18 protein-coding genes are annotated in these 22,787 nt (G+C 40.4%); 5 read left to right on the top strand and 13 right to left on the bottom strand.

Annotation, left to right across the window (positions count from 1 at the left end; genetic code table 11):
* Positions 1 to 90: 90 nt before the first annotated feature.
* From NE257_RS09270 to NE257_RS09245, 6 genes are all read right to left on the bottom strand, one after another.
* Positions 91 to 807, bottom strand: a complete 717-nt coding sequence (locus NE257_RS09270; protein ID WP_007207388.1) for an MIP/aquaporin family protein — start codon at positions 805 to 807, stop codon at positions 91 to 93.
* Between the two features lie 10 nt (positions 808 to 817).
* On the bottom strand, positions 818 to 2,644 hold the full coding sequence (glpO, locus tag NE257_RS09265; protein ID WP_251886287.1) for a type 1 glycerol-3-phosphate oxidase: 1,827 nt from the start codon (positions 2,642 to 2,644) through the stop codon (positions 818 to 820).
* Between the two features lie 5 nt (positions 2,645 to 2,649).
* On the bottom strand, positions 2,650 to 4,161 hold the full coding sequence (gene glpK, locus NE257_RS09260; protein ID WP_007207390.1) for a glycerol kinase GlpK: 1,512 nt from the start codon (positions 4,159 to 4,161) through the stop codon (positions 2,650 to 2,652).
* 605 nt (positions 4,162 to 4,766) lie between these two features.
* Entirely contained in the window at positions 4,767 to 6,236 is a 1,470-nt protein-coding gene (locus NE257_RS09255; RefSeq protein WP_251886286.1) for an AcpB/EbpR/MafR family transcriptional regulator, read from the bottom strand.
* Positions 6,223 to 7,491, bottom strand: a complete 1,269-nt coding sequence (locus tag NE257_RS09250) for an NAD(P)/FAD-dependent oxidoreductase (RefSeq protein WP_251886285.1) — start codon at positions 7,489 to 7,491, stop codon at positions 6,223 to 6,225. The genes NE257_RS09255 and NE257_RS09250 overlap by 14 nt, the downstream gene beginning before the upstream one ends.
* A gap of 393 nt (positions 7,492 to 7,884) precedes the next feature.
* Complete coding sequence (locus NE257_RS09245; RefSeq protein ID WP_251886284.1) at positions 7,885 to 9,255, bottom strand: MATE family efflux transporter; 1,371 nt, start codon at positions 9,253 to 9,255, stop codon at positions 7,885 to 7,887.
* Between the two features lie 188 nt (positions 9,256 to 9,443).
* Here NE257_RS09245 and NE257_RS09240 point away from each other — a divergent pair, with 188 nt between their 5' ends.
* Both NE257_RS09240 and NE257_RS09235 read left to right on the top strand, forming a co-directional pair.
* A complete protein-coding gene (locus NE257_RS09240) occupies positions 9,444 to 10,253 on the top strand; it encodes an aldo/keto reductase family protein (RefSeq protein ID WP_251886283.1) in 810 nt (269 codons plus the stop codon).
* Positions 10,254 to 10,790: 537 nt separating this feature from the next.
* Positions 10,791 to 11,882 carry a PTS sugar transporter subunit IIC gene (locus NE257_RS09235; protein WP_251886282.1) on the top strand — a complete coding sequence of 364 codons (1,092 nt, stop codon included), beginning with the start codon at positions 10,791 to 10,793 and terminating at the stop codon, positions 11,880 to 11,882.
* 114 nt (positions 11,883 to 11,996) lie between these two features.
* On the opposite strand, the gene NE257_RS09230 is transcribed toward NE257_RS09235, so the two are convergent.
* A complete protein-coding gene (locus NE257_RS09230) occupies positions 11,997 to 12,620 on the bottom strand; it encodes a DapH/DapD/GlmU-related protein (protein WP_251852186.1) in 624 nt (207 codons plus the stop codon).
* An 86-nt stretch (positions 12,621 to 12,706) separates the two neighbouring features.
* Between NE257_RS09230 and NE257_RS09225 the strand changes: the two genes are divergently transcribed.
* The 3 genes from NE257_RS09225 (at position 12,707) to NE257_RS09215 (ending at position 15,899) form a co-directional block, all read left to right on the top strand.
* Positions 12,707 to 13,888, top strand: a complete 1,182-nt coding sequence (locus NE257_RS09225) for an NAD(P)-dependent oxidoreductase (RefSeq protein ID WP_251886281.1) — start codon at positions 12,707 to 12,709, stop codon at positions 13,886 to 13,888.
* 38 nt (positions 13,889 to 13,926) lie between these two features.
* Positions 13,927 to 14,610, top strand: a complete 684-nt coding sequence (locus NE257_RS09220; RefSeq protein ID WP_251886280.1) for a YjjG family noncanonical pyrimidine nucleotidase — start codon at positions 13,927 to 13,929, stop codon at positions 14,608 to 14,610.
* Positions 14,611 to 14,681: 71 nt separating this feature from the next.
* Positions 14,682 to 15,899, top strand: a complete 1,218-nt coding sequence (locus NE257_RS09215) for an MFS transporter (RefSeq protein WP_007207401.1) — start codon at positions 14,682 to 14,684, stop codon at positions 15,897 to 15,899.
* Positions 15,900 to 15,944: 45 nt separating this feature from the next.
* Here NE257_RS09215 and NE257_RS09210 read toward each other — a convergent pair whose 3' ends face one another.
* From NE257_RS09210 to NE257_RS09185, 6 genes are all read right to left on the bottom strand, one after another.
* On the bottom strand, positions 15,945 to 17,354 hold the full coding sequence (locus NE257_RS09210; RefSeq protein WP_251886279.1) for an NAD-dependent succinate-semialdehyde dehydrogenase: 1,410 nt from the start codon (positions 17,352 to 17,354) through the stop codon (positions 15,945 to 15,947).
* Positions 17,355 to 17,619: 265 nt separating this feature from the next.
* Positions 17,620 to 18,426 (bottom strand): AAA family ATPase, encoded by an 807-nt coding sequence (locus NE257_RS09205; protein ID WP_007207403.1) that lies wholly within the window; start codon positions 18,424 to 18,426, stop codon positions 17,620 to 17,622.
* A 164-nt stretch (positions 18,427 to 18,590) separates the two neighbouring features.
* Positions 18,591 to 19,601: an ABC transporter substrate-binding protein gene (locus tag NE257_RS09200; protein ID WP_251886278.1), complete on the bottom strand. Its 1,011-nt coding sequence runs from the start codon at positions 19,599 to 19,601 to the stop codon at positions 18,591 to 18,593.
* Position 19,602: 1 nt separating this feature from the next.
* Complete coding sequence (locus NE257_RS09195; protein WP_251886277.1) at positions 19,603 to 20,379, bottom strand: ABC transporter ATP-binding protein; 777 nt, start codon at positions 20,377 to 20,379, stop codon at positions 19,603 to 19,605.
* Positions 20,380 to 20,382: 3 nt separating this feature from the next.
* Positions 20,383 to 21,456 (bottom strand): FecCD family ABC transporter permease, encoded by a 1,074-nt coding sequence (locus NE257_RS09190; protein ID WP_251852180.1) that lies wholly within the window; start codon positions 21,454 to 21,456, stop codon positions 20,383 to 20,385.
* A gap of 26 nt (positions 21,457 to 21,482) precedes the next feature.
* Positions 21,483 to 22,502 (bottom strand): NAD(P)/FAD-dependent oxidoreductase, encoded by a 1,020-nt coding sequence (locus NE257_RS09185; RefSeq protein WP_251886276.1) that lies wholly within the window; start codon positions 22,500 to 22,502, stop codon positions 21,483 to 21,485.
* Positions 22,503 to 22,787: the final 285 nt, after the last annotated feature.

The raw sequence follows: 22,787 nt of genomic DNA, 5'->3' as shown, positions 1-22,787 counted from the left end.
TTCTACTCTTTTGGATGTTATGGCTTTTTTATAGTTATGTCTCATCAATCAGTCAAAATTTCGAAACTTATTGCTTAGAGCTAAACAGAATTAAACCATTACGTTAAATACTAAGACTGCAATGACTGCTCCAATCATTGGACCGACGATTGGTACCCAAGAGTATGCCCAATCTGATGTGCCTTTTGTTGAGATTGGTAGTAATTGGTGGGCAATCCGGGGACCAAGGTCACGAGCTGGATTAATGGCATACCCGGTAGGTCCTCCTAGAGAAAGACCAGCTGCTAGAATTAAGGCGCCGACTGCAAAGACATTTGTGCCACCTGCAAAATCAGTTTTACCAAATGCTAGTAATGCTAAGACTAATACAAAGGTACCGATTGTTTCGGTAATTACGTTTGCTGGGTAGTTGCGAATCGCTGGACCTGTAGCGAATGTACCAAGGATGGCTCCTTGATCTTTCGTTTCAGACCAATGTGGCAAGTAAGCCAACCATACTAAGATGGCTCCGACTAACGCACCTAGTAATTGTGCCAAGATGAACGGTACAAACAAACTCCAAGAAATTGCTCCTGTCATTGCCATCGCTAATGTTACTGCTGGATTCAAGTGAGCTGGTCCCATAAAGCCAGCGATAAAGACAGCCATTGTTACCGCCATCGCCCAACCAAAGGCAATCACAATCCAGCCTGAGCCTTGTGCTTTACTCTTATTTAGATTTACTGCAGCACATACACCGTCACCTAATAGAATTAAGATCATTGTTCCAATAAACTCACCAAATATTTGCGCATTGTCTCCTGTCATTTGCGATTCCTCATTTCTTTAATTTTTTTAGGTCGGATTCATCGATTACTGCTTGTAATGCTTGTTTTTGCTTTTCAGTCTCTTCGGCTGACCAATCATAGTACTGTGCCATTCCATTGACAACTCCTGGAAGAATGTCATCCAGTGTTTCTCTTTGGAATAACAAATGATTGGTCCGCCGTACGATATAGTCAGCAGGCGTCAGTGTCATTTCTTCTTCTAGGGCATACCATAGTCGAATCGATTCTGCCAATGACAATCCTTCAAATGGTTCAATTTTATCAATGGCATCAAAGATAATTGTCGCGTTGGTGCCATAAAAATCAGCAATATAAGTGGCATCTTCTTCTGACAGACCTTTTTCTTTGCCAGCTTCTGCGAGTTTTTCCACGGTCTCTTTGACTTTTGTCGGGTCAAAGTCTCCACCTGAGATAGGGTAATGCTTAGAATCAATTCCTGTAAACTCTTGATTGTGCTCTTCTTTTAATAGTTTTTGAATTAAGTTAAAGGCACCTTCTGCCATCTTGCGGTAGTCAGTGATTTTCCCACCTGATAGGCTGATTAGTCCGTCTTCTTCACGTTCTAATGAGCTTCCTCGCGACACTGATGATGGCGACGTGTGTTTTTCTTCACGGCTCATCTCAAGGTTATTTAAGACGCGTTCGACTTCTCCTTTTGTGATTTCTTGGCGTTTGTATTCTTCAACGACATCAATTACACGTTGGAAGCTACGATCTGAAATAGCACCGTTGTCCCCGCCATTGTAATCAGAGCCTGAATTATTGCTTAACAATGGACGAATACCTGCCCAGCTTGCCTCAATATCATCTAGTGTAATCTTTGCTTCAGGATAACGATAATTAATGACTTCTAATAGATAATCTACATCTTTTTGCGTTACTTCTGGGTGTTCATAGTCTCCTTGATAATCGGTATCGGTCGTTCCAAAGTACGTTTTGTTTTCTCTTGGAATCGCAAAAACCATCCGACCGTCTTGCTTACCTGTATCAAAATATGTTGGTTGTGGTACAGGTAGTCGTTTGGCATCTACGACTAAATGCACCCCTTTTGTCGGACGCATGTGTGGTGTAATGGCCCGCTTAAAGTTTAAGTTGCGAATTTTATCTGCCCAAGCACCACTTGTATTCACGACATATTTGGCATGAATTTCGATCACATCACCTGTTAATTCATCACGTGCTTTGACGCCGACGATGGTGGTTCCTTCAAATAAGAAACCAGTTACTTTGATTTTGCTAACGGCTAAGGCACCATCTGCTACCGCGCGCTTGATATTATCAATAACCAAGCGTGAATCATTGTTACGGTAATCAAGATAGACACCGGCACCTTGTAGGCCTTCTTTTTTAATCAATGGTTCGCGTTCCAATACTTCTGGTGCGGTCAATAGATAGTTGGCATATTCTGTGTCTTGGACATTTGCAAGTCGGTCGTAAAGATCCATAGCAATCTTGACTGAAAACATATTAAAGGTCGTTGCCCCTTCATCGTCATAGATTGGCAAAATCATTGGATCTGGCTTAGGAATATGTGGTGCAATGCCTTGAATGACCGCCCGTTCACCGACCGTATCCGCCACTACTTCGACATCAAACGTTTTTAAGTAACGGATTCCGCCGTGAACAAGCTTAGTCGAACGAGATGATGTTCCCTCTGCGAAGTCTTGCATTTCAAGTAAGCCAGTCTTCATTTTAGCGGCCGCGGTCTGAACTGCTAGTCCAGCCCCGGTAATCCCACCACCAATAATTAAGACGTCTAATTCTGATTCTTGTAATTGTTGCAACATTTTTTTGCGATCATGTATAGAAAAAGTCATTCTTATCACTCCTCGTTATTCGGTTTAAAGGTACGTGTTGCAGCGACTGCACTCTTCCAGCCTTTGTATAAATGTTCTCTTCTATCTGCTGGCATTTCCGGTTCAAATAATTTTCCTGCTTCGTAGAATTCGCGAATTTCATCAGTATCTTTCCAATAACCCACTGCTAGACCAGCTAAGAATGCTGCTCCTAACGCGGTTGTTTCAAGATTTTGTGCCCGTTGAATCGGAATATCTAAAATATCTGACTGGAACTGCATCAAGTAGCCATTATTGGCTGCCCCACCGTCTACTTTTAATACCGGAATATCGATACTTGCATCTTCTTTCATCGTATCGATAATGTCTTTTACTTGGTAGGCAATCGATTGAAGGGTTGCTTTGATTAGATCTTCTTTGGTCGTCCCACGCGTAATACCAAACATCGCTCCACGCGCGTCTTGGTCCCAATACGGTGCACCCAGCCCGACAAATGCAGGTACGACATATACTTCATCATCATTTTTTGATTGGCGAGCAGCTTCTTCTGAGTCACTTGATTTTTCCAACATCTTTAAGCCATCTCGTAGCCACTGAATGGATGATCCAGCCACGAAGATACTTCCTTCTAAGGCATAATACACTTTGCCATTAATACCGTATCCGACTGTCGTCAATAGATTGTTTTCCGATAATTGAGGCTCTTCACCGGTATTCATCACGATAAATGAACCGGTACCGTACGTATTTTTTATCATGCCTGGTTCGAATGCCATTTGTCCGAATAATGCCGCTTGTTGGTCGCCCGCCATACCTGAGATTGGCACTTCGCTACCATAGAAGTGGAACCCTTGCGTGTAGCCATATACTTCTGAATTGGATACTGGTTTTGGTAACATTTCACGTGGAATATTTAGTAAGTCTAAAATTTCTTGATCCCAATCTAAGTCATGTAAATTAAAGAGCATTGTCCGACTTGCATTGGAGTAATCTGTCACGTGTACGCCACCGTCTGTTAGTTTCCATGTTAGCCATGTATCAATCGTACCGAAAAGTAATTCGCCTTTTTCTGCTCGCTCTTGCGCCCCTTCGACATTGTCTAAGATCCAGCGAATTTTCGTTGCAGAAAAATAGGCATCAATGATTAATCCGGTTTTTTTATGGATGAACTCACTATGACCCTCGTCTTTTAATTTATTTGCGATGGGTGCTGATTGACGTGATTGCCAAACAATTGCATTGTAGATAGGACGACCAGTGTCTTTTTCCCATACAACAGTTGTTTCCCGTTGATTGGTAATGCCAATCCCTACTACTTGTGAAGGCTTGATACCTGATTCAATAAATGCGCCTGCAATAACTGATTGGACAGAATTCCAAATTTCATTTGCATTGTGTTCCACCCAGCCTTCACGTGGGAAATATTGCGTAAACTCTTTTTGCGAACTACCGATTTGTGTGCCTTTTTTGTCATAGATAATCGCCCGTGAACTGGTTGTTCCTTGGTCAATTGCCATAATGTATGTTTGCTCTGTCATTGAAATTCCTCCTTGATTGTGTAATCGTTTTCTTTCTATAGTCCTATCATACACGGAAACACTTGACTATACCTGTCAAAAAAAAAGTTATTTTTCTTTTTTTTGACAGATTCCAGCTATCACATAGGTTGGCGTGTATAGCAGAAACATTCAACTGCTAGCAAAAAGCCAGAAGTTTGAAAAATAACTTCTGGCTTTTGGTCGTAGGAGCTAAACGCAATTGTCACAACCTAGTAATCAGTGTTCAAAAAGCAGCTCTCTCGGCAATACGTCATAAATATTCAAAATTTAAAAAGCAAATTTCGAAATTTCTGAACGTATTGCTCAGAGCTGAACGCTTTTTTTTACAACCTTGGTTAATCGGTGTTTCAATTGCACCTCCTCGGCTATAAGTCGTAAAGTCCCTAAAATTTGAGAATCAATTTTCGGGCTTTTCGAACTTATTGCTCGGAGCTAAACGCAATTGTCACAACCTTGGTTAATCGGTGTTTCAAAAGCAGCTCTCTCGACATTACGTCAGAAATATTCAAAAATTTTAAATTCAATTTTCGAAATTTCTGAGCGTAATGCTCGGAGCTGAACGCTTTTGTCACAACCTCTAGTTATTAATTTTTATAATGGCGAATTTGTTCGATTACTTGTTTTATAGTCTGTAAATCATAATTTGAGACAAATTCGGACAGCATGTACCACTGGCTTTGCTGCTGATTCCGCGGTGGGACTTTCGGTGATATCACCAAATCATAGTCCTGCTGGTCATCGTACTCGCTGACCTCTACTCCATTCAGTGGCTTCAATTCTAACTGAATAAGTTGATAGAAAGGGAAGCGATACGCAGGTAGATTAGTAAAATCTACAGCCACATAGACAGTCTGTGTCACGGAAAAATCAATCATCATCAACACACTTGCATAGCTGATGACTAAAAAATCATGTAGAGTGGTCTGCTGTATTTGGTACTTATCTAATTGCTCAAATACTAGGACCAGCAATTGATTTAACAATTGACTCAATGTTTTACCGAGTAGGCGCCGCTGAAGTTCAATCATATGTTGGCGATTATACAATTCAATGCGTCCTTGAAAAAAGTAGACGCGGTTATTGATGTGAGCGATTTGATAGCCAAATTTTTTCTCGAGCTGAATGGATAGTCGTCGTGGTCGATAGTAAAGCAAGATTGTCTCTCTAATATACGTATCTAAAACTGCGGTCGGTAATTTCTTACTACGCAGAAGATCATATTGATAGAAGTCTTCTTCTTCAAATACTTCAAAGCATACCAAAAAAACATAAAACAACATGGCTTCATAGCGACTATTTTCGACAGCCGTCCTACTCAGATACAACGTCATAAATTCATCTACTGCTTGGTACAGTACATCGTCCGTAAAGTAAGCTAATTTCTTTTTGATTTCAGTTTGCTCTGGTTTTTTAACTAACCAACGCTTTTGCATGATTTTTAGCCATAGACTGAGCTTTTGCGCATTCGCTTGGGAAAACGTCACGTCTAGGTGTGCCGCTAATGCGTTGACAAAACGATCTGCATCTACTTGCCATTGACTCGTTAATGGTACGTAAGCAGACAATTGTCCGTACAGATGAAAATAGAAATAACGAATTTGCAGCTCTTCACCTTGCAAGCCACCATTTTTGATTTGAATCCGAAATTCATGCAGTTTTTTATTTAACTCTTTGGTTTTTCGGAAGAGTGTCGATTCACTAATGCCCAAGTGAGTCACCAATTGCACCGTCTTAAACTCAGCGTGTTGCAAACAAAAGGCCATTATTTGAAATGAGATACTTTCGATGACCCATTTGCTTAATAAACTTTCTAAGCTACTCGTTGGGGGAAAAGTTAGTCGAACCATTAAGCCATCATTTTTTAATTCAAATACATCGGGTTGATAGCGAGACAATTCTTCTAATTCCTGGATATATTGCTCAAAGGCGCTCTTGGATAGCTTAGACTTTTCTCTTAACGTTTGGACCATTTGACTGCCGCCAGCTAAGACAATTTCTCGTAACAATTGGAATTGAGTGGCTTCTTTTTTTTCTAAAAGTTCATCCAATCGCATCCAAGCCCACCTCCAATTCTGCCAAGTCTTGGTCACTTAACTTATTCATATAGTTTTCTTTCACTATACATTGATCTAAAGAGTATCCTTTTTGTACCATCTGAATTAAATGGTGCCAATGCTCTATGGGTAAATGGTTTGCTTCTAGTTGGCCACCTACGACAATTTGGTTTGTATCATAAATCAAAGTGACATGCTCCTCCTCAGCTAATGAAACCTTATAGCTCGATAGCTGCTGTGGATAAAACATTTCTTCTTGCAACGTCAAGCCAACCGTGCCATACCATCGATCAAATAACACACAGCTATACGGCCGTACTGTACCCGGATCTTTTTGCGTAAGCCGCTTTAAATTATGACTAACGATACGCGCTGTCCGCAACGCATTGGCAATCGATGAAAGATACACCGACTCGCCTGTCAGCTTAAATGTCACTTGAATCGCATCGCCAATCGCAAAAACGTGCTGTTGTGACGTCTGCAAATAGTCATCAACCCAGATAGTGCCGTCTGCGTTTTTTTGCAAGGATTCAGTTAATTCTTGCGTCGACGGCCGGGTATTAACAGCGAGTAACGTCAAGTCGACTGGATAGCTATTTTTTTCCGTTACTATAAGTTGGCCGTTTGCTTGCGCGGTTACATCATCTACGGCTTCTCCAATGTGAAAGTCAATTGCAGATGAAGCATTAGCCATGATTGTATGGACGAGCTCATGGTTGAAATAGCGGATCAGAGGAAGATTGGCCCGTTCAAAAACGAGTACGTGCTTATCCGTATGTGCCAACGCAGATGCAAAAGTCATCCCTAACAGACCGGCCCCAATGATTGCGATAGAGTCGGCTTGATCTATTTTTTGAATGAGACTCGCTTGGTTCACTTGTTGCTTCATGTCGCCTTCAATAACTTCATGCGCAGTGATGAGAGTGGAAAATTGACCAGAGCCTGTCGCAATAATCGCTCGGTCAAAAGGCCACACTTGCTCATCTCGCGTGACTAGATGCGACTTGTGAAGCGACACCACTGTCGTATGAAGATAGACATTAATATCATAGTTAGCCGCTAACTCCTTATCTGTCGCCAGATACGCTCGTTGACAAGAGTCATCCTTTGCCAGTAGCCAAAACAAATGATTAGGCAATACACCTACAGCTGTACCCTTTTCTAGTAAACTAATTTCTGCATCTGGTAATTGTTTACGCGCCTCTATCGCCGCCGCGACACCAGATACTGAGCCTCCAATGATAATGATTCGCATACCGAATTAACCCCTTCTTTCTTTAACGCAATCCTTGACTACCATCATAGTAGCACGTTTTTAATGAGCGATGGTAACGATAACAATAACGAAATTGAGACAGAACTATTTAAACACAAGCAAAAAGACCAAACAATCCAGAAGTTGTTTCTAAACAGTTCTGGACTGTCTGGTCTTTTTCATAATAACTCATTTTGTCTTGCTGATAGAGTTTAGTAGCAAGACAGTTCTGAGCTTATTGCTGCTAAACGCAATTGTCGCAACCTTGGTAATCAGTGTTCAAAAAGCAGTTCTCTCGCCTATACGTCATAAATATTCAAAATTTAAAAAGTAAATTTCGAAATTTCTGATCGTATCGCTCGGAGCTAAACGCTTTTGTCACAACCTTGAAGGCTACACTAAGCGTTTTTTCATCCAGGCATTGCTTCTTAAGCGTAGAGCAAAAATCGCACCCCGTACACCCCACTCTAAACACATCGCTGCCCAAATACCGTATAAGCCATAATGGAAGGTAATACCCAGTAAATACCCTAGAACAATACGCACGCCCCACATACTACTTAATGAAACCAAGGAAGTAAAATTAGCATCCCCTGCTGCCCGTAAAGCTGACGGCGTGATAAAGCTTACTGGCCAGAAAATGATTCGAAAAATCATGACCATCACCGTAATCCAAAAGACCGTGTTCTCAACACTAGCTGGTGCATTAAATAGTTTAATAATCCACGGATACAACAACAGCAATAGCACCCCAGTAACCAGTGTTGCTAGTGATGACAAGACAACAAATGCTCGCCAAAATCGTTTGACACTTTGGGTATCACCCGCACCAATCGATTGGCCAACAATCGGCACCAAAGCAAGTGTCAGTGAACCCGGAATAATTTCCAGTAACATTGTCAGTGACGTGGCAATCGCATTTGAGGTCAATGCAAGTGTTCCTAAGCCGACGATAAAAATCTGCGTAATAATTTTGCCACCATTAAAGAAAAGCTGCTCTGCCGCAAAGGGAAAGCCAACAACTAAGACTCGCTTCATCATCTGACGATCCAAGTGAATCATACGCTTAATAGTAATGGCTAATTCCTCATTTCGATAAAGTAGATACCACAACGAAAGCAATGCCCCGGCAATTCTGGCAATATTGATTGCTACTGACATGCCGACAATACCAAAATGAAACACTAAGATAAAGAGTAAATTCAAACCAACATAACTAAAATTCGTCACAAACGATAAGAAGAAAGAAGTTTTAGTATCTGCTACACCTCTTAATACGCCACATGCCGCTTCTACAATGGCCAAGGCAGGATAGCTAGCCACCGATCCAATATAGTAGATGCGTGCATTTTTCATAACTGCTTCACTTGATCCACCGAAAATTCCTGTTAGAATTTGTTGATGGAATACCAGCATCAATAACGAAAACAAAAAAGCAAGTAAAAAAACGGTAACCAGTGTATTGGTCGCTGCCCTTTGTAGGAGCGCTTGGTCTCTCTTCCCTCGTGCCTGAGCGACAAGTACCGTGCCCCCAGTTGCCAACGCAATAAAAATACTCACTAAAAAAATATTTAATGATTCCACCATATTGACAGCACTGACTGCGGCTATTCCTGCCGAACTAATCATCGCCGTATTAAAAATTGCCATCCCGATGATAAAACTTTGGTCAACGATAATCGGCAATACTAATTTCACAATCTGATCTGGAGTAAATAAGACACTGCTTAACTGCTTTTTTGCCATTTGTTCTAGCCCATTCATTTCCTTACTCCTTGTTGTTCATTTTTTTCATTATTATACCTGTTCTTTCTTTAAAATGGTGCTTTCTCGCCTAAAGAATGAATTATTTTTTATTTTACAAAAATAAGGCGGTCTCAATAGCTGTTCGTTTCTTACTTTGTTAAAATAAAAACTGTATCACCTATGCATCACTAAGGAGGGAATTTGTAATGGAAACAATTCAATTGAACAATGGTCTGACAATACCTGTAGTTGGAAGCGGTACAAATACATTTGGAAAAGAAAATCGTGAATACATGGGCACCATTAACGGTGAGACAACCGAGTTAAAAGAAGCCGTAGCCAATGGTTATCGCTTATTTGATACAGCAATTGCCTATCGTAATGAAGCAGTCGTCGCAAAAGGGTTAAAAGAAACTGGTCTAGGTCGAGAAGCTTTTTTCCTAACATCAAAAATTCCTGGTGAAGAAGCTTACTACAAAGATGCTGCCGCTGTAAAAGAAGGCGTTGAAAGTAGTTTGGCCGCCTTAGATACAGATTATATTGATCTTTATTTGATTCATCATCCATGGGATAATTTAGAACAAATTCTTGCAATGTGGCGTGTCCTAGAAGCATTTGTTGATAAAGGAGTCTTAAAAGCAATCGGCGTATCAAATTTCAATCAAGAGCAATTAGGCTACTTGCTTGAACATAGTCGTATTAAACCCGCCGTCAACCAAATCGAATCACATCCAGGAAATTGGAATGACGCAATTATTGATTTTTGTCTAGAAAACCACGTGGTCCCAGAAGCATGGGGCCCATTGACCAAAGTGTCAGATGAAGCCAAAGAAACGCTATGTAAAATCGGTGCAGCCTATAATAAAAATTGGGCACAAGTTGCCTTGCGCTATCAAGTACAAAGAGGCGTAATCATTATTCCTAAATCACACAACAATGAACGCCAACAAGAAAACTTAGCGTTATTTGACTTTGAATTATCCTCAGAAGATATGCAAAAAATTGCTACCCTTTGACAAATAGAGGTTGTGAAAAAAGCGTTCAGCTCCGAGCGATACGTTCAGAAATTTCGAAATTTGCTTTTTAAATTTTGAATATTTGTGACGTATAGCCGACAGAGCTGCTTTTTGAACACTGATTACTAGGTTGTGACAATTGCGTTCAGCTCTGAGCAATACGCTCAGAAATTTCGAAAATTGAATTTAAAATTTTTGAATATTTCTGACGTAATGTCGAGAGAGCTGCTTTTTGAACACTGATTACAAATGTTGTGACAATTGCGTTTTGCTCTGAGCAATACGTTCAGAAATAATACAGAACTAATTACTAAAACCATCCAATCCAAAAGTTTGAAAATAACTTCTGATTGGATGGTTTTTGGTTTGTAGCTGAACGATTTTGTCTCATCCTCTCTTGATTTCAGGAAGCTTTCAAGAAAATAAAGTATTTTCATGTAAAATGCTTGATTAATCTTTTTATTTCATTTAAAATCTGACTAATCGTAATTTTTAGAAAATTTAGACAGTTGTTCTAAATCCATAGGGGGAAACTAAATGGGCACTACAGAAACAAAAACAATGACAAGGAAAGAAATCGTCAAAGATTATGTTTATAAAGTTTCGGCTGGTATTTCTAATGCCGTTTTGGTAGCACTAGGAATTGGTTTATTATTTGAGACTATTGGAAAATTCACAGGTATTGCTGAAATTACCCAAATTGGTACAATGGCTAAACTATTATTAGCACCAGCTTTTGGAGCGGGAATCGCTTATCAATTGGGGACCAATACATTGGTGCTCTTTAGTTCGATGATTGCGTCAACTGTCGGAGCAAATGCGGTCTACTTCACACAAGACAGTGTTAGCAGTATTACAATTACAGGTCATGCAGCATCTCAATTGGCTGGCGGTGGGATTTTTACCACTGGGCAACCAATCAGTGCCGTCTTAGCTGGATTAATTGCCGCACTAGTCGGTAAGTGGTTAACAGGGAAAACACCATTAGATATGATTTTGGTCCCATTTGGAAGTCTGTTTATCGGAGGAATTAGTGGTGTGTTATTAGCTTATGTCACAACACCGTTTTTACTTTGGTTAAGTCAAATGATTGCAAACTCTGTCACTATCTCACCAATTATTGGTTCAAGTGTTGTCGCATTGGCTTGGAGTATCTTATTAATGACGCCTGCTTCATCAGCAGCACTAGCCATTGCCTTGCAACTAGATCCGGTCTCTTCAGCAGCTGCTTTGATTGGCTGTACAGCTCAATTTGTCGGCTTCACTGTCATGAGCTTTCGTGAAAATAAAATTGGTGCCAATATTGCCCAGGGATTAATCACACCAAAGATTCAATTTGCGAACTTGACGTTGCATCCACAAATGGTCATTCCGCCGTTTATTTCAGCAGTTATTTGTGCCCCAATCGCGACTGTTATTTTTCATTTTGAAACAACGTATGAGCTAGCTGGATTAGGATTGAACTCACTGATTGCTCCGTTGAATTTATGGGCTACGAACTTTAATGGCTTCTTGACGTTCTTACTTGTCGGCGTCGTTTTATCGGGTGTCATCTCCTATGCAATCTACTATGCGATGATCAAAGCAGGCAAAGCAAAAAAAGGCAACCTAACTATCGAAATGCAATAGAAAATAAGTTATTCACCTATAATCAAAAGACCAAAAAATTTAGAAGTTTGTTTCTCAAACTTCTAAATTTTTTGGTCTTTATTTGCCATAGTCATTCATTTTGTCTCAGCTTTTTTATTGATCGTGAATTTCGATAAATTCTGAGATTGGTTTGCGAAAATCTAAGTAGTGTTCTTCTAACCTCGCGCGTGACCAGTTCCACCATTGGATCCGTTTTAAAGCAGCGATGGTTTCTTCCTCAAAGCGATACTTGATTGTCTTCGCTGGTACGCCACCGACTATCGCATAGTCAGGAACATCTTTGGTCACGACTGCATTGGATGCAATTACCGCACCATCACCTACTTTTACTCCAGCTTGAATCACCACACCGTGCCCAATCCAGACATCATTGCCAATTGTGGTCACTTTTTGTTTCCGTTTTGCCAAAAATTCTTGATCTTTAGCAGGAAAGCCAAATCCTTCACCATTGTATGTAAAAATATGTTGACTAGGTCTTTCGTAAGGATGATTGGTTGGTCCGACTCTGACCATTGCCGCCATGCTAATGAATTTTCCTAGCTGACTATTTTGGATGAAGCAATATTGCCCTGTGTAAGAATACGCGCCAACCGTTACATTATCAAGATGATTTTGTTCACCAATTTCTACGTATTCTCCTAACTTCGTATCTTTCATTTCAGTCTGTTTACCGATGATTGGTTCACTCGTTGTAAAATTGACCATTTCTATATGCATATGCGTGCTCCTTTACTATCTTTTGCTATCATTTTACACGAAAAACAGCTAAAATTTGAATGAAATGAAAAAAGGAGGTGTTTTTTATGTATAACATCCTAACTCTTGGCGATTTATCAAGTAAATTAAAGCGTCGTATGACGACTCAACACTTTACCTTCACAGAAGAAGCTGACGGGGTGGATGCCATCTTTGTCCGAAGCGCCAAAGTTCCTACCACGCTCTTCTCTGACCGTTTATTAATGATTGGTCGGGCGGGAACAGGACTGAATACGATTGACGTCGAAGAAGCGACCAAAAATGGTACCGCTGTTTTTAACACTCCTGGTGTGAATGCCAACGCAGTCAAAGAGCTCGTTCTAAGCTGCATGCTGCACTCCATGCGCCCGTTAAAGCCAGCCATTGAGATGGTCCAGACGTTAACAGGTGATGATATATTAGAACAAGCAGAAGCACGCCGGGGTGAGTTCATCGGTGAAGAATTAGAGGGAAAAACGGTCGGCATTTTAGGATTAGGCTCGATTGGTTTGCAATTGGCCAAGTCTTGTCATGATTTAGGGATGGATGTCTTAGGGTACGCACGCCGTACACGCAATGAAGACTTTTTTACCCAAGTCGATCAACTAGACTACCTCCTAAAGCGCTCTGACTTTGTCATTATTTTGCTCCCTTTAACTGACGAGACACGAAAGCTTATCAATCAAGAAACACTTCTTTGTATGAAGAAGAAAGCCATTTTGTTAAATTTTGGTCGTGGAGAGATTGTCGACAATCAAGCGGTGATTGACGCCTTAGACGAAGAGCGCTTGCGGCTATATATCTCGGACTTTCCCGCTAAGGAATTACTTCATCATCCTAAAATCCGTCTATTGCCACATATTGGCGGAACGACAAATAAAGCTTTAACCGATAGTGCAACGACAACCCTGCGAAGCATGCGTGACTTTTTATTATTTGGTCATACGCATCAAGCGGTGAACTTTCCAGATGTATCACTACCCTTTCATGCGCCGATTCGCCTGACGTTGTTTTATAAAGACTATCCCCATATTTTTGCCCATCTCTCAAAATTGATTTCACATTTTGATATTGAAATTGATATTTTGACAAGTGATCGCAAAAATGGATATGTCTACACGCTCATCGACCTTGATGAAGACGATTTTGAAAAAGTCCAACGCCTGGTTCAAGCAATTAAAAACAACACGGATGTTATCCGGATTCGTACACTCAAAAATATTTACTGGACTCCTACTATTTACTTATAGACATAGAAGCCACTTTAAAATGAAAAGAGGATCACATTTTGAACTATACTTGTTATATTTTTGATTTAGATGACACGCTACTCGACTTTAAGGCCGGTGAAGAAAAAGGATTGCGTTCTGTCTTTTCAGCCTTCCAGAAGCAACCAGTGGCTTTTAAGGACTGGTTGACAAACTACCATGAAATAAATCAAGCAACCTGGCAACAAATTGAAGCTGGTGCGCTAACGCAACCGTTGCTAGATACACGCTTTGCCAAGACGTTTGCTACTTTTGGCCAAGCCATTGACGGCGTCGCTGCAGAAGCACATTTTAGACAAGTGCTAGATACCAATGATGCCATCCTACCTGGTTCAAAGGAATTACTAGCATCCTTAGCAGACAAAGGTGTCCAGCTGATCGCTGGGACCAATGGCAAAACAGCGACGCAATACCAACGTTTGGCAATGACGGGCTTCGATCGCTATTTTCAGCATATTGTAATTTCCGGCGAAATTGGGCATGCCAAGCCTAGCCGTGCCTTCTTTGACCATATTTTCCGCTTATATCCTCAGTATCAACCGAGTGATTTTATAATGATTGGCGATTCCTTGCAATCCGATATCGTCGGAGCAAAGCAGGCGCAAATTGACAGTGTCTGGCTGACTAACCAAACGACGACTTCGGCGATAAAACCAACTTATCAAGTCGCTTCCCTTGCTGAATTGGCTGAGCTTTTGCTATAAAGCGTGTCCCATGCAAATTCTTTTCGCTTCAAGTAGGATAGATATAACTAGTAAAGAAAGGAAGTTTGCTTATGCAACTGCACTCATTAAAAAATATGCCCATTTGGAAACGAAATTTATTCGTTCTATGGTTCGGTGTCTTTATGACTGGTATGGGCTTAAGTGAAGTCATGCCATTTCTTTCGCTCTACATTGAAGAACTAGGAAATTTTAACAAATCCGCGCTCACCCTTTATAGTAGTTTAATTTTTTCTGTGACCTTCCTTGTAATGGCGCTCGTATCACCACTCTGGGGCCGGCTAGCAGATCGCAAAGGTCGGAAGCTGATGCTATTGCGAGCTTCGTTTGGAATGGCGGTCGTCTTCTTCTTAATGGCCTTTGTCACAAACGTCTGGCAATTAATGCTACTACGAGCGCTCCAAGGTGCTTTTGGTGGCTTTATCTCCAATGCCAATGCCTTGATTGCCGTACAGTCACCGAAGAATCACGCTGGTCAAGCATTGAGTATCTTAGTGACAGGCTCTACCGCTGGGACATTACTTGGTCCATTATTAGGTGGAATCCTAGCTAGTGTCTTTGGTTATCGCTTCTCTTTTCATATCACAGGAATGATTATGTTTGTCGTCTTTTTATTGACGTTCTTTTTAGTCAAAGAGGATGTCTCGACCTTTCGCTTGGAAAAAAATAAGCAAGTCACTGAACAACCTACTAAAACACTCCAGACCATCATTCAAAACCGCTTTGTCTTTTTCTTATTGCTGACAACGCTAAGTGTACAAGTCGTCAATTTGGCGATTAATCCGATTCTTAGCCTATTTGTCAAAGAACTATTGCCAGCTGGAAATGTCACGCTAATGGCAGGATTTGTCGCAGCGATGCCTGGTATTTCCACAATCATCGCAGCGCCGACTTTTGGCAAACTAGGGGATCGCTTTGGCACGACCAACATTCTGTTCTTTGGCTTTTCCTTTGCTTGTATCATTTTCTTTTTAACAGGCTTTGTCCACAGCATTGTTGGTTTGATGATTTTGCGCTTTTTGACAGGGATTTCCGATGCTGCCTTAATCCCTTCCATTCAGACAATGCTCACCAAAGAAACACCGCAAGCAGAGACTAGTCTGATATTCTCGTATAATCAGAGTTTTCAGTCGATTGGTAGTGTCATGGGGCCGTTAGCTGGTGGTGTGCTAGCTAGTCTGTTTGACTACAATGGCATTTTCTTTTTTTCAAGTATCTTAATGATGCTAAATTTGGCAGGCTATTTCCTCGTAAAAAAACAACAAACCTAAAAAAACAAGTACGAAACGCCTTCACAGCGCTCCGTACTTGTCTTTTTATACAAATCCACCAAATGCATCATTTAGATCAATTGGTTTTTCACGTGTCACAATTATTTCTTGGTTCATAAAGGCATCTATTCCTAATGTTCCTAGTTCTTTACCATATCCAGAACGCTTCACGCCACCAAATGGCAATTCTGGTAATGTACCACCATAGCTATTAACAAAGACCGCACCTGTTTCAATCTGAGCGGCAACTTCGGCCCCATGTTCTGGATCACCTGCAAAGACAACTCCACTCAAGCCATAGACGGAATCATTCGCTAATTCGATTGCTTCCGCTTCATCTTTTACTTTATAGACTTCTCCAACTGGGCCAAAGAATTCTTCATAGTATGCAGGATTATCTTTCGTAATATCCGTCAAAATGACTGGATAGAAGAAAGCATCGTCTCCTTGGTTTTTACTCATGTCGCCATAGCTTAATGTCGCACCATTTTCAATGGCTTTTTCGACTTGCTTGACTAAATCTTTTTTCGCTTTTAGTGAATTTAATGGTGCCAAGGTCGTAGCTTCATCAAATGGATCACCTGTTTTCGCTTCTTTAAATGCCGCAGTCAAAGATGACAATACTTCGTCATAATTATTTTCCGTTACGATAAAGCGTTTAGAAGAGGTACATACTTGCCCTGCATTGTAAAGACGCGCTTGGCCGATGAATTTTTTGATTTCGCTTAAATCAGCATCTTCTAGAATAATAAATGGATCACTACCGCCAAGTTCTAATGAGCTACGTTTTAAGTTTTTACCCGCTTCAGCCGCGATTAATTCGCCAGCGCGCTCAGAACCTGTCAACGCCACACCTTGCACGCGTTTGTCGGCAATAATGTCATTAACTTGATCGTAGCTGACAAATAAGTTTGTTGCAGCTCCTTCTTCTATTCCCGCAGCCACTAGGAATTTTTCAAAAGCTTCTGCTGATCCTGGCGTATTGCTAGCGTGTTTGTAAACCATTGGATTGCCAAGTAAATAGTTTGGTGCAAATACTCGCATTAATTGATAAATAGGAAAGTTCCATGGCTCAACTGCCATTAACACCCCAATTGGGCGAGGGACAATTTGTGCTTTTCCCATACGAGAATCAAAATCTTTTGGCGCAGTGAGCGTTTCTGCATTTTCAGCATAATATTTCGCAATTTCTGCTGAGATAATCACTTCACCTTGCGCTTCTTTGAATAATTTACCCATATCATGTGTAATGATTGTTGCTAATTCATCTGTATGTGCATAGAAATAATCGCATACTGCCTGCAATTTTTTCGCACGATCAGCCACGGGTTCTTTCTTCCATGATTGATAGTTTTCGTAAGCTTTTGCCAATGCTGTGTCGACTTGTTCGTCCGTAAAGTTATCATAAGTCTTTTCGACTTCTCCAGTGTACGGGTTAGTGATTTGATACGCCATAGTAATCTTTCCTTTCTTTTTATCGATAATGAAATTAAAGTATTTTTTACTTATAATTTATAAGTAACATACGCCTTTTTTCCTTACTTGACAATCATTCTGTTTAGAAAATTCTCATTTTTTATCAGAAAACAAACTTATATTTTATTTTTTCACAAAAATTTAAAATATAAGTCAATATTCTCTAGTTGTTATATCAAATTATAAACCGGTTCCAATTAATTTAGCAACTCATTTTGTTCACTTGCGTATTTTCATTTGTTTATCATCTTTCTTTCGATGGTCTAAATTTTTCTTCAAAAAAATTTTGATAGAGTTTAACGATTGGCAGTTCATGCCAATGATTGATGACTAGCTGAGGCTGACTGAAATTATAGATAGTCCCTTGTAATGCACCAAGTAATAACGGTGAATGCGTCACGATAACAAACTGTACCGAGAAAAAGCGAGCCAATTCATTGATCTGCGCTGCTAGCTGTAATTGCTTCTCTGGGCTTAACGATGCTTCTGGCTCATCGAGTAGATAAAAGCCATCTGGTTGTAAATAGTCTTCAAATATTTGCAATGCTGTCTCACCATTTGAATATTTTTCCTGTCTGAATACTTGGTTTACGATTTGCTTTTCTATCTTAAATTGGGACTGACTCGCGTATTGCTCTTTCGTCATCCCCAGTTTACGTCTGGTATAATAGTAATTTTCTCGTAAAATAGCCTCTTGTTGAATTTTTTTAATTTCGTACAAGATGTCCTCACTTTTTATATACTGTTTCTGCATTGGAAATACTTGTTTTCCATCATCAGTTTCATCCTTCAAGAGTACACACTGTGCGAGGTACTCTTGAAAGTAATCGGTTGTCCCAAATCGGCGCACGCCCTCAGCACCTGGCATATCAAGTAAGGTGGCTAAACAATTTAAGAATGTTGATTTTCCCGAACCATTTTCTCCATAGATAAGAGTGATCGAGTCGAAGACAAGCATCTCTCCGGCTTTGCTATTCAAACTATTATAAGGATAAATTGTTCGGCCATATTTTTGTTCTAGTGGAAATTGAAATGCCCTTAGGTAACGCATATTCTCACAACCTTTCTCTTACCATTATCAAGCAACGACATCTCTTTAGCAATAAGGATGTGATACTCAAAAACTAGCGACAGGAAAAAAGCCCGCAAATCAAAAGTTTGTGAATGAACTTCTGAATTTGCGGGCTTTTTACTGATGAATCATTCTATCTGACCTTATTGGTTGGCTTTCATTTCTTTGACTAAGCTTTCTAGACCAGTCAATGATTGGTATCCATACCCAAATAAGTAATTGTAATTAACTGCATAGACTTGTTTGTTTTTGATTGCTTTCATACTAGATAATTTGGGATTGCTGTATAGTCCTTCAATGACTTGTTTCCCTGTAATACTGCCTTCAATCGTTGACCAATCACCGACGATTAAAACATCTGGATCTGTTTCTATTAGTGTTTCTTCGCTGACATCACCTGTTTGATCTTGGAAGACATTATCCAACTTAATCATTTTGAACATATCATTAAAAAATGATTCATCGTGGGCAGCATATACAACTACTTGGCTTGGATCAGACATATGCAAATAGGCAAATGTTTGGGTTTTGTTGTTTTCTACTTCTGCTTTTAAATTCGTTTCCCGAGTTTTGATTTCTTTTGAAAATTTCTTCGCTGCATCTTGCACTTGGAAAATTTCACCGAGATGATCAATGTCTTTATACACAGAGTCAAAGGTCGCTCCTGTGACGGATGATTCTAACACATACGTCGGGATACCCATCTCATTGATTGAATCGACCGTTCCATTGCCCCAGTCTTGATTATCAAATAAACCTCCGCGTCCATACATCATATCTGGATCGACACTAAGCGCGGTTTCTTTACTAATATAGCTATTCCCTAGGTCTTTTAACTCTTTAAACTCATCAGCAACTTCTGGATCCGCTGCTCCAAATGTTGCCCCAACTCCAGCTATGTGGTCTTTTAAGCCTAGATGAAGCAATAATTCTGCAGCTGGTCGTGTATTGGCCATCACTTTACTTGGTGCTTTCGTAAAGGTCTCATCTTTTTTCGTCCATTCAGTGCCGCCTTCTGCTTTCGTATAGTTTGAAATCGTCAAAGGATACGTACTTCCTTCAGAACTCGCTGTTGTTGATTGTGATTGACCACAAGCCGCTAGTGTAAGTGCTAGTGCTCCGATTTCCATGATGCCTACCCATTTTTTCTTCATTCTATTTTTCCTCTTCTCCAAAATAATAATAAAATCCTAACCCATTTGTAATGGGATTACGGTACACTTTGCATCGAATACCATAGACTGATTCGATCAGAGACTCCGTCAAGACCTCTTCTGGCTTCCCTTGAGCGACTACTGTTCCTTTTTTTAAGACATAGAGGTAATCACAATATCTTGCCGCTTCTTCCAAATTATGCAAGGCTGCCAAGACACCAATCCCCAAGCCTTTTACGATCTCTAAGATTTCCAATTGATAGCGAATATCCAAATGATTGGTCGGCTCATCTAAGATCATAAACTTAGGATCTTGGGCAATCGCACGCGCCAAGACAACTCGTTGTTTCTCACCACCCGACAAAGACAAAAAGCTCCGTTGACGATACCCCTCTAGCCCTGTCTGTTGCAAAGCTTGCTCTACTAGTGAAAAATCACGCTGGTTTTCTTTTTCGAGCATCGCTTTGTGAGGGGTTCTTCCAAGTAAGACCATTTGCTCAACCGTTAAATCAAAACTCAGCTCATTGAATTGGCTTACGACACTCATTTGTTGCGCGACTTTTTTTTCTGCACTTTGCAAAATATTCAAGTCATCCAAATAAATCTCGCCAGCGTCAGGCTTTAGTGTCTTATAAATACTTTTAAGTAATGTCGATTTGCCACTACCATTTGACCCAATCAAGCCAACAAATTGTCCTTCAAGGGTTTTTAATGAGATATTTTGTAGGATAGGTTGCTGATTGATTTGATACGACACGTGTTCGACTGTTAATTTCATCTGCTATCCTCCAAAATTGTATTGCCGCTTCACAATAATATAAATAAATATCGGTGCTCCAATGATGGCTGTAATAATCCCAATCGGCAACTCTACGCCGGTCAGAATCGAGCGAGCCAAAATATCCGCCCAAATTAAAAACAGGCCACCAGATAAAGCTGTTAGCGGCATCAAAATGCGATGATCTGAGCCACTAAATCCTCTTACTATATGAGGAATAATTAATCCAACAAACCCAATCATGCCCGAATTTGCGACAATAATACTAGTCAATAGCGCAGATAAAACCATATAGACACGACGATAGACAACAAGCTTCACGCCTAGCGTTACCGCTACTTCATCGCCTAGTAGCATCGTATTTAGCACGCGATACTGCAGTAAAAAGAAAATCGTTAATCCCACTACTAAAAGACTCACCATCGGCAATTTGGTCCAGCTAGCAGAAGCCAGACTGCCCATCGACCAAAAAGTGACCGTCTTCATTCCTTCAGCATTATTGGCTAAATAGACAATTAAATTGGCCAACGAACTACATAACGAACTAATAATTGTCCCCGAAAGGACTAATTTAGTCGAGGTCATCCGCCCACCAATGCTTGACAATAACAACACCAGAAAAGTCGCAGCGACCGCCCCGACAAAAGCCCCCAACGCTAACCCAAATTGGAAGAAAAATGACGCACCACCAAAGCCGACCAAAATAGCAAACGTAGCGCCCAGCGAAGACCCAGAAGAGATCCCTAGTATATATGGATCCGCTAATGGATTTTGTACCACTGCTTGCATGACAGCTCCACTCACCGCCAAGCCCATGCCGACAAAGATGGACAACAAAATGCGCGGCGTCCGCACAAACCAAACAATATTGGCATTGGCTTGCGTAATACCATCGATATTACCTAACAAACCATTACTTACTTTATAAAGTAAAATTCGGTAGACTTCTGACAGACTAATATCCGCTTGGCCACTTGCCAGTGCAATCCCTGCAGATAAAATAATCGCCAGCACTAATACCAGACTGACAAAAACCACAACCGGTAATCGATTGTGTTTACTTAAATGAATGGACATGTGGTTCACTCCCAGACTCTTTTCTTTTACATCATCAATTCTTGGTTTCTCTCATGGAACTTTTTATTGTGAGAAGAAACCATCCCATACGCTGGGCTTTTCGGATCAATGTATTGCTTGATTTGATTCACTGCCAATGCTGCGTCTTGGAAAGCTCCAGCCAGTAAATTGACTTTGCCATCAAAATAATGAATATCCCCCGCCGCAAAAATCCCTTCAGCACTTGTTTTTGTAGGAAACGGACAGTGAAGATAAAAGTCACTGTAGCGATCTAACGTAATACTTTCTTGTTCAAGCAACGACGTATCACGATCATAGCCATGTTGGACGAGTAGGTGGTCACATGAGAAAGCAGTCGTTGGTTCACCGTATTTGCTTTGAAGCTGTAAGACCATAGTAGTTTCTTCCCCTTTAGCAATACCTACAATCGTCTGATTGGTGTAGACATCTATGCCTAGAGCCGCTAATTTTTTGACTTGCGACTCATGGGCCTTTAAGTTCTCCCCGCGATAACAAAGCGTAACTTTTGCCCCGTATGATTGCGCCTCAATCGCATAATCAACCGCCGCATCGCCGCCCCCAGAAACAACCATTTTTTTGCCAAAGATGGCTTGCTGATTTGGAAATTCGTAGTGAATGTGTGAGGTGATTGTTGCATCGACAGGACAAGATAATTGTTGCGGTGAAATTACACCACCACCAATCGCAATTAATAAGGTCTTTCCGTAATAGCAAGTACCGTCTTGATCACGTAAAACAAATAATCCATCTTGTTCTTCCCATGTTTTGATTGTTGTATTAGTATGAATCGTTGGTTCAAAAAGGTTGGCTTGTTCTTGTAAAGAATCATTCACCTTTTTGCCTTTGGTTGGAGGCAATGCCCCTACGTCCCAAACCATCTTCTCAGGATAAAAATTTAACTTACCACCAAGTTCCGCTTGCGCCTCGAATAACGCAACAGATAGATCACGTAACCCAGCATAAAAACTTGCATATAAACCCGCGGGACCTCCCCCGATAATTAAGACATCATAGATTGTATCCATAGCGTCCCCTTTCTCAATTGAAAATCATTCTCAGTTGACTAGTCAAATTATAAGAAACCTCTTACTAAATGTAAAGAGGTTTTGTGAAATTATCTAAAAATTTTGAAAATAAATGAATACTCTCTACTGTTGGTATTCATGCTTTTAACAATACCTAGTATTCTCACTAAAAACTAGCTTCACAAATAAAAAAGGAGTATGACAAAATTCCGTCACACTCCTTTTTAACTAAATAAACGGTAGTCCTAAAAAAACTCGGCAATAAAAAAATTTTCGATCTTGATG

The sequence above is a fragment of the Enterococcus italicus genome, assembly GCF_023743875.1.
In the GTDB taxonomy this organism is placed as follows: Bacteria; Bacillota; Bacilli; order Lactobacillales; family Enterococcaceae; genus Enterococcus_G; species Enterococcus_G italicus.
Note: the sequence above shows the minus strand (reverse complement) of the source record. Positions and strands in the feature narration are given on the sequence as shown.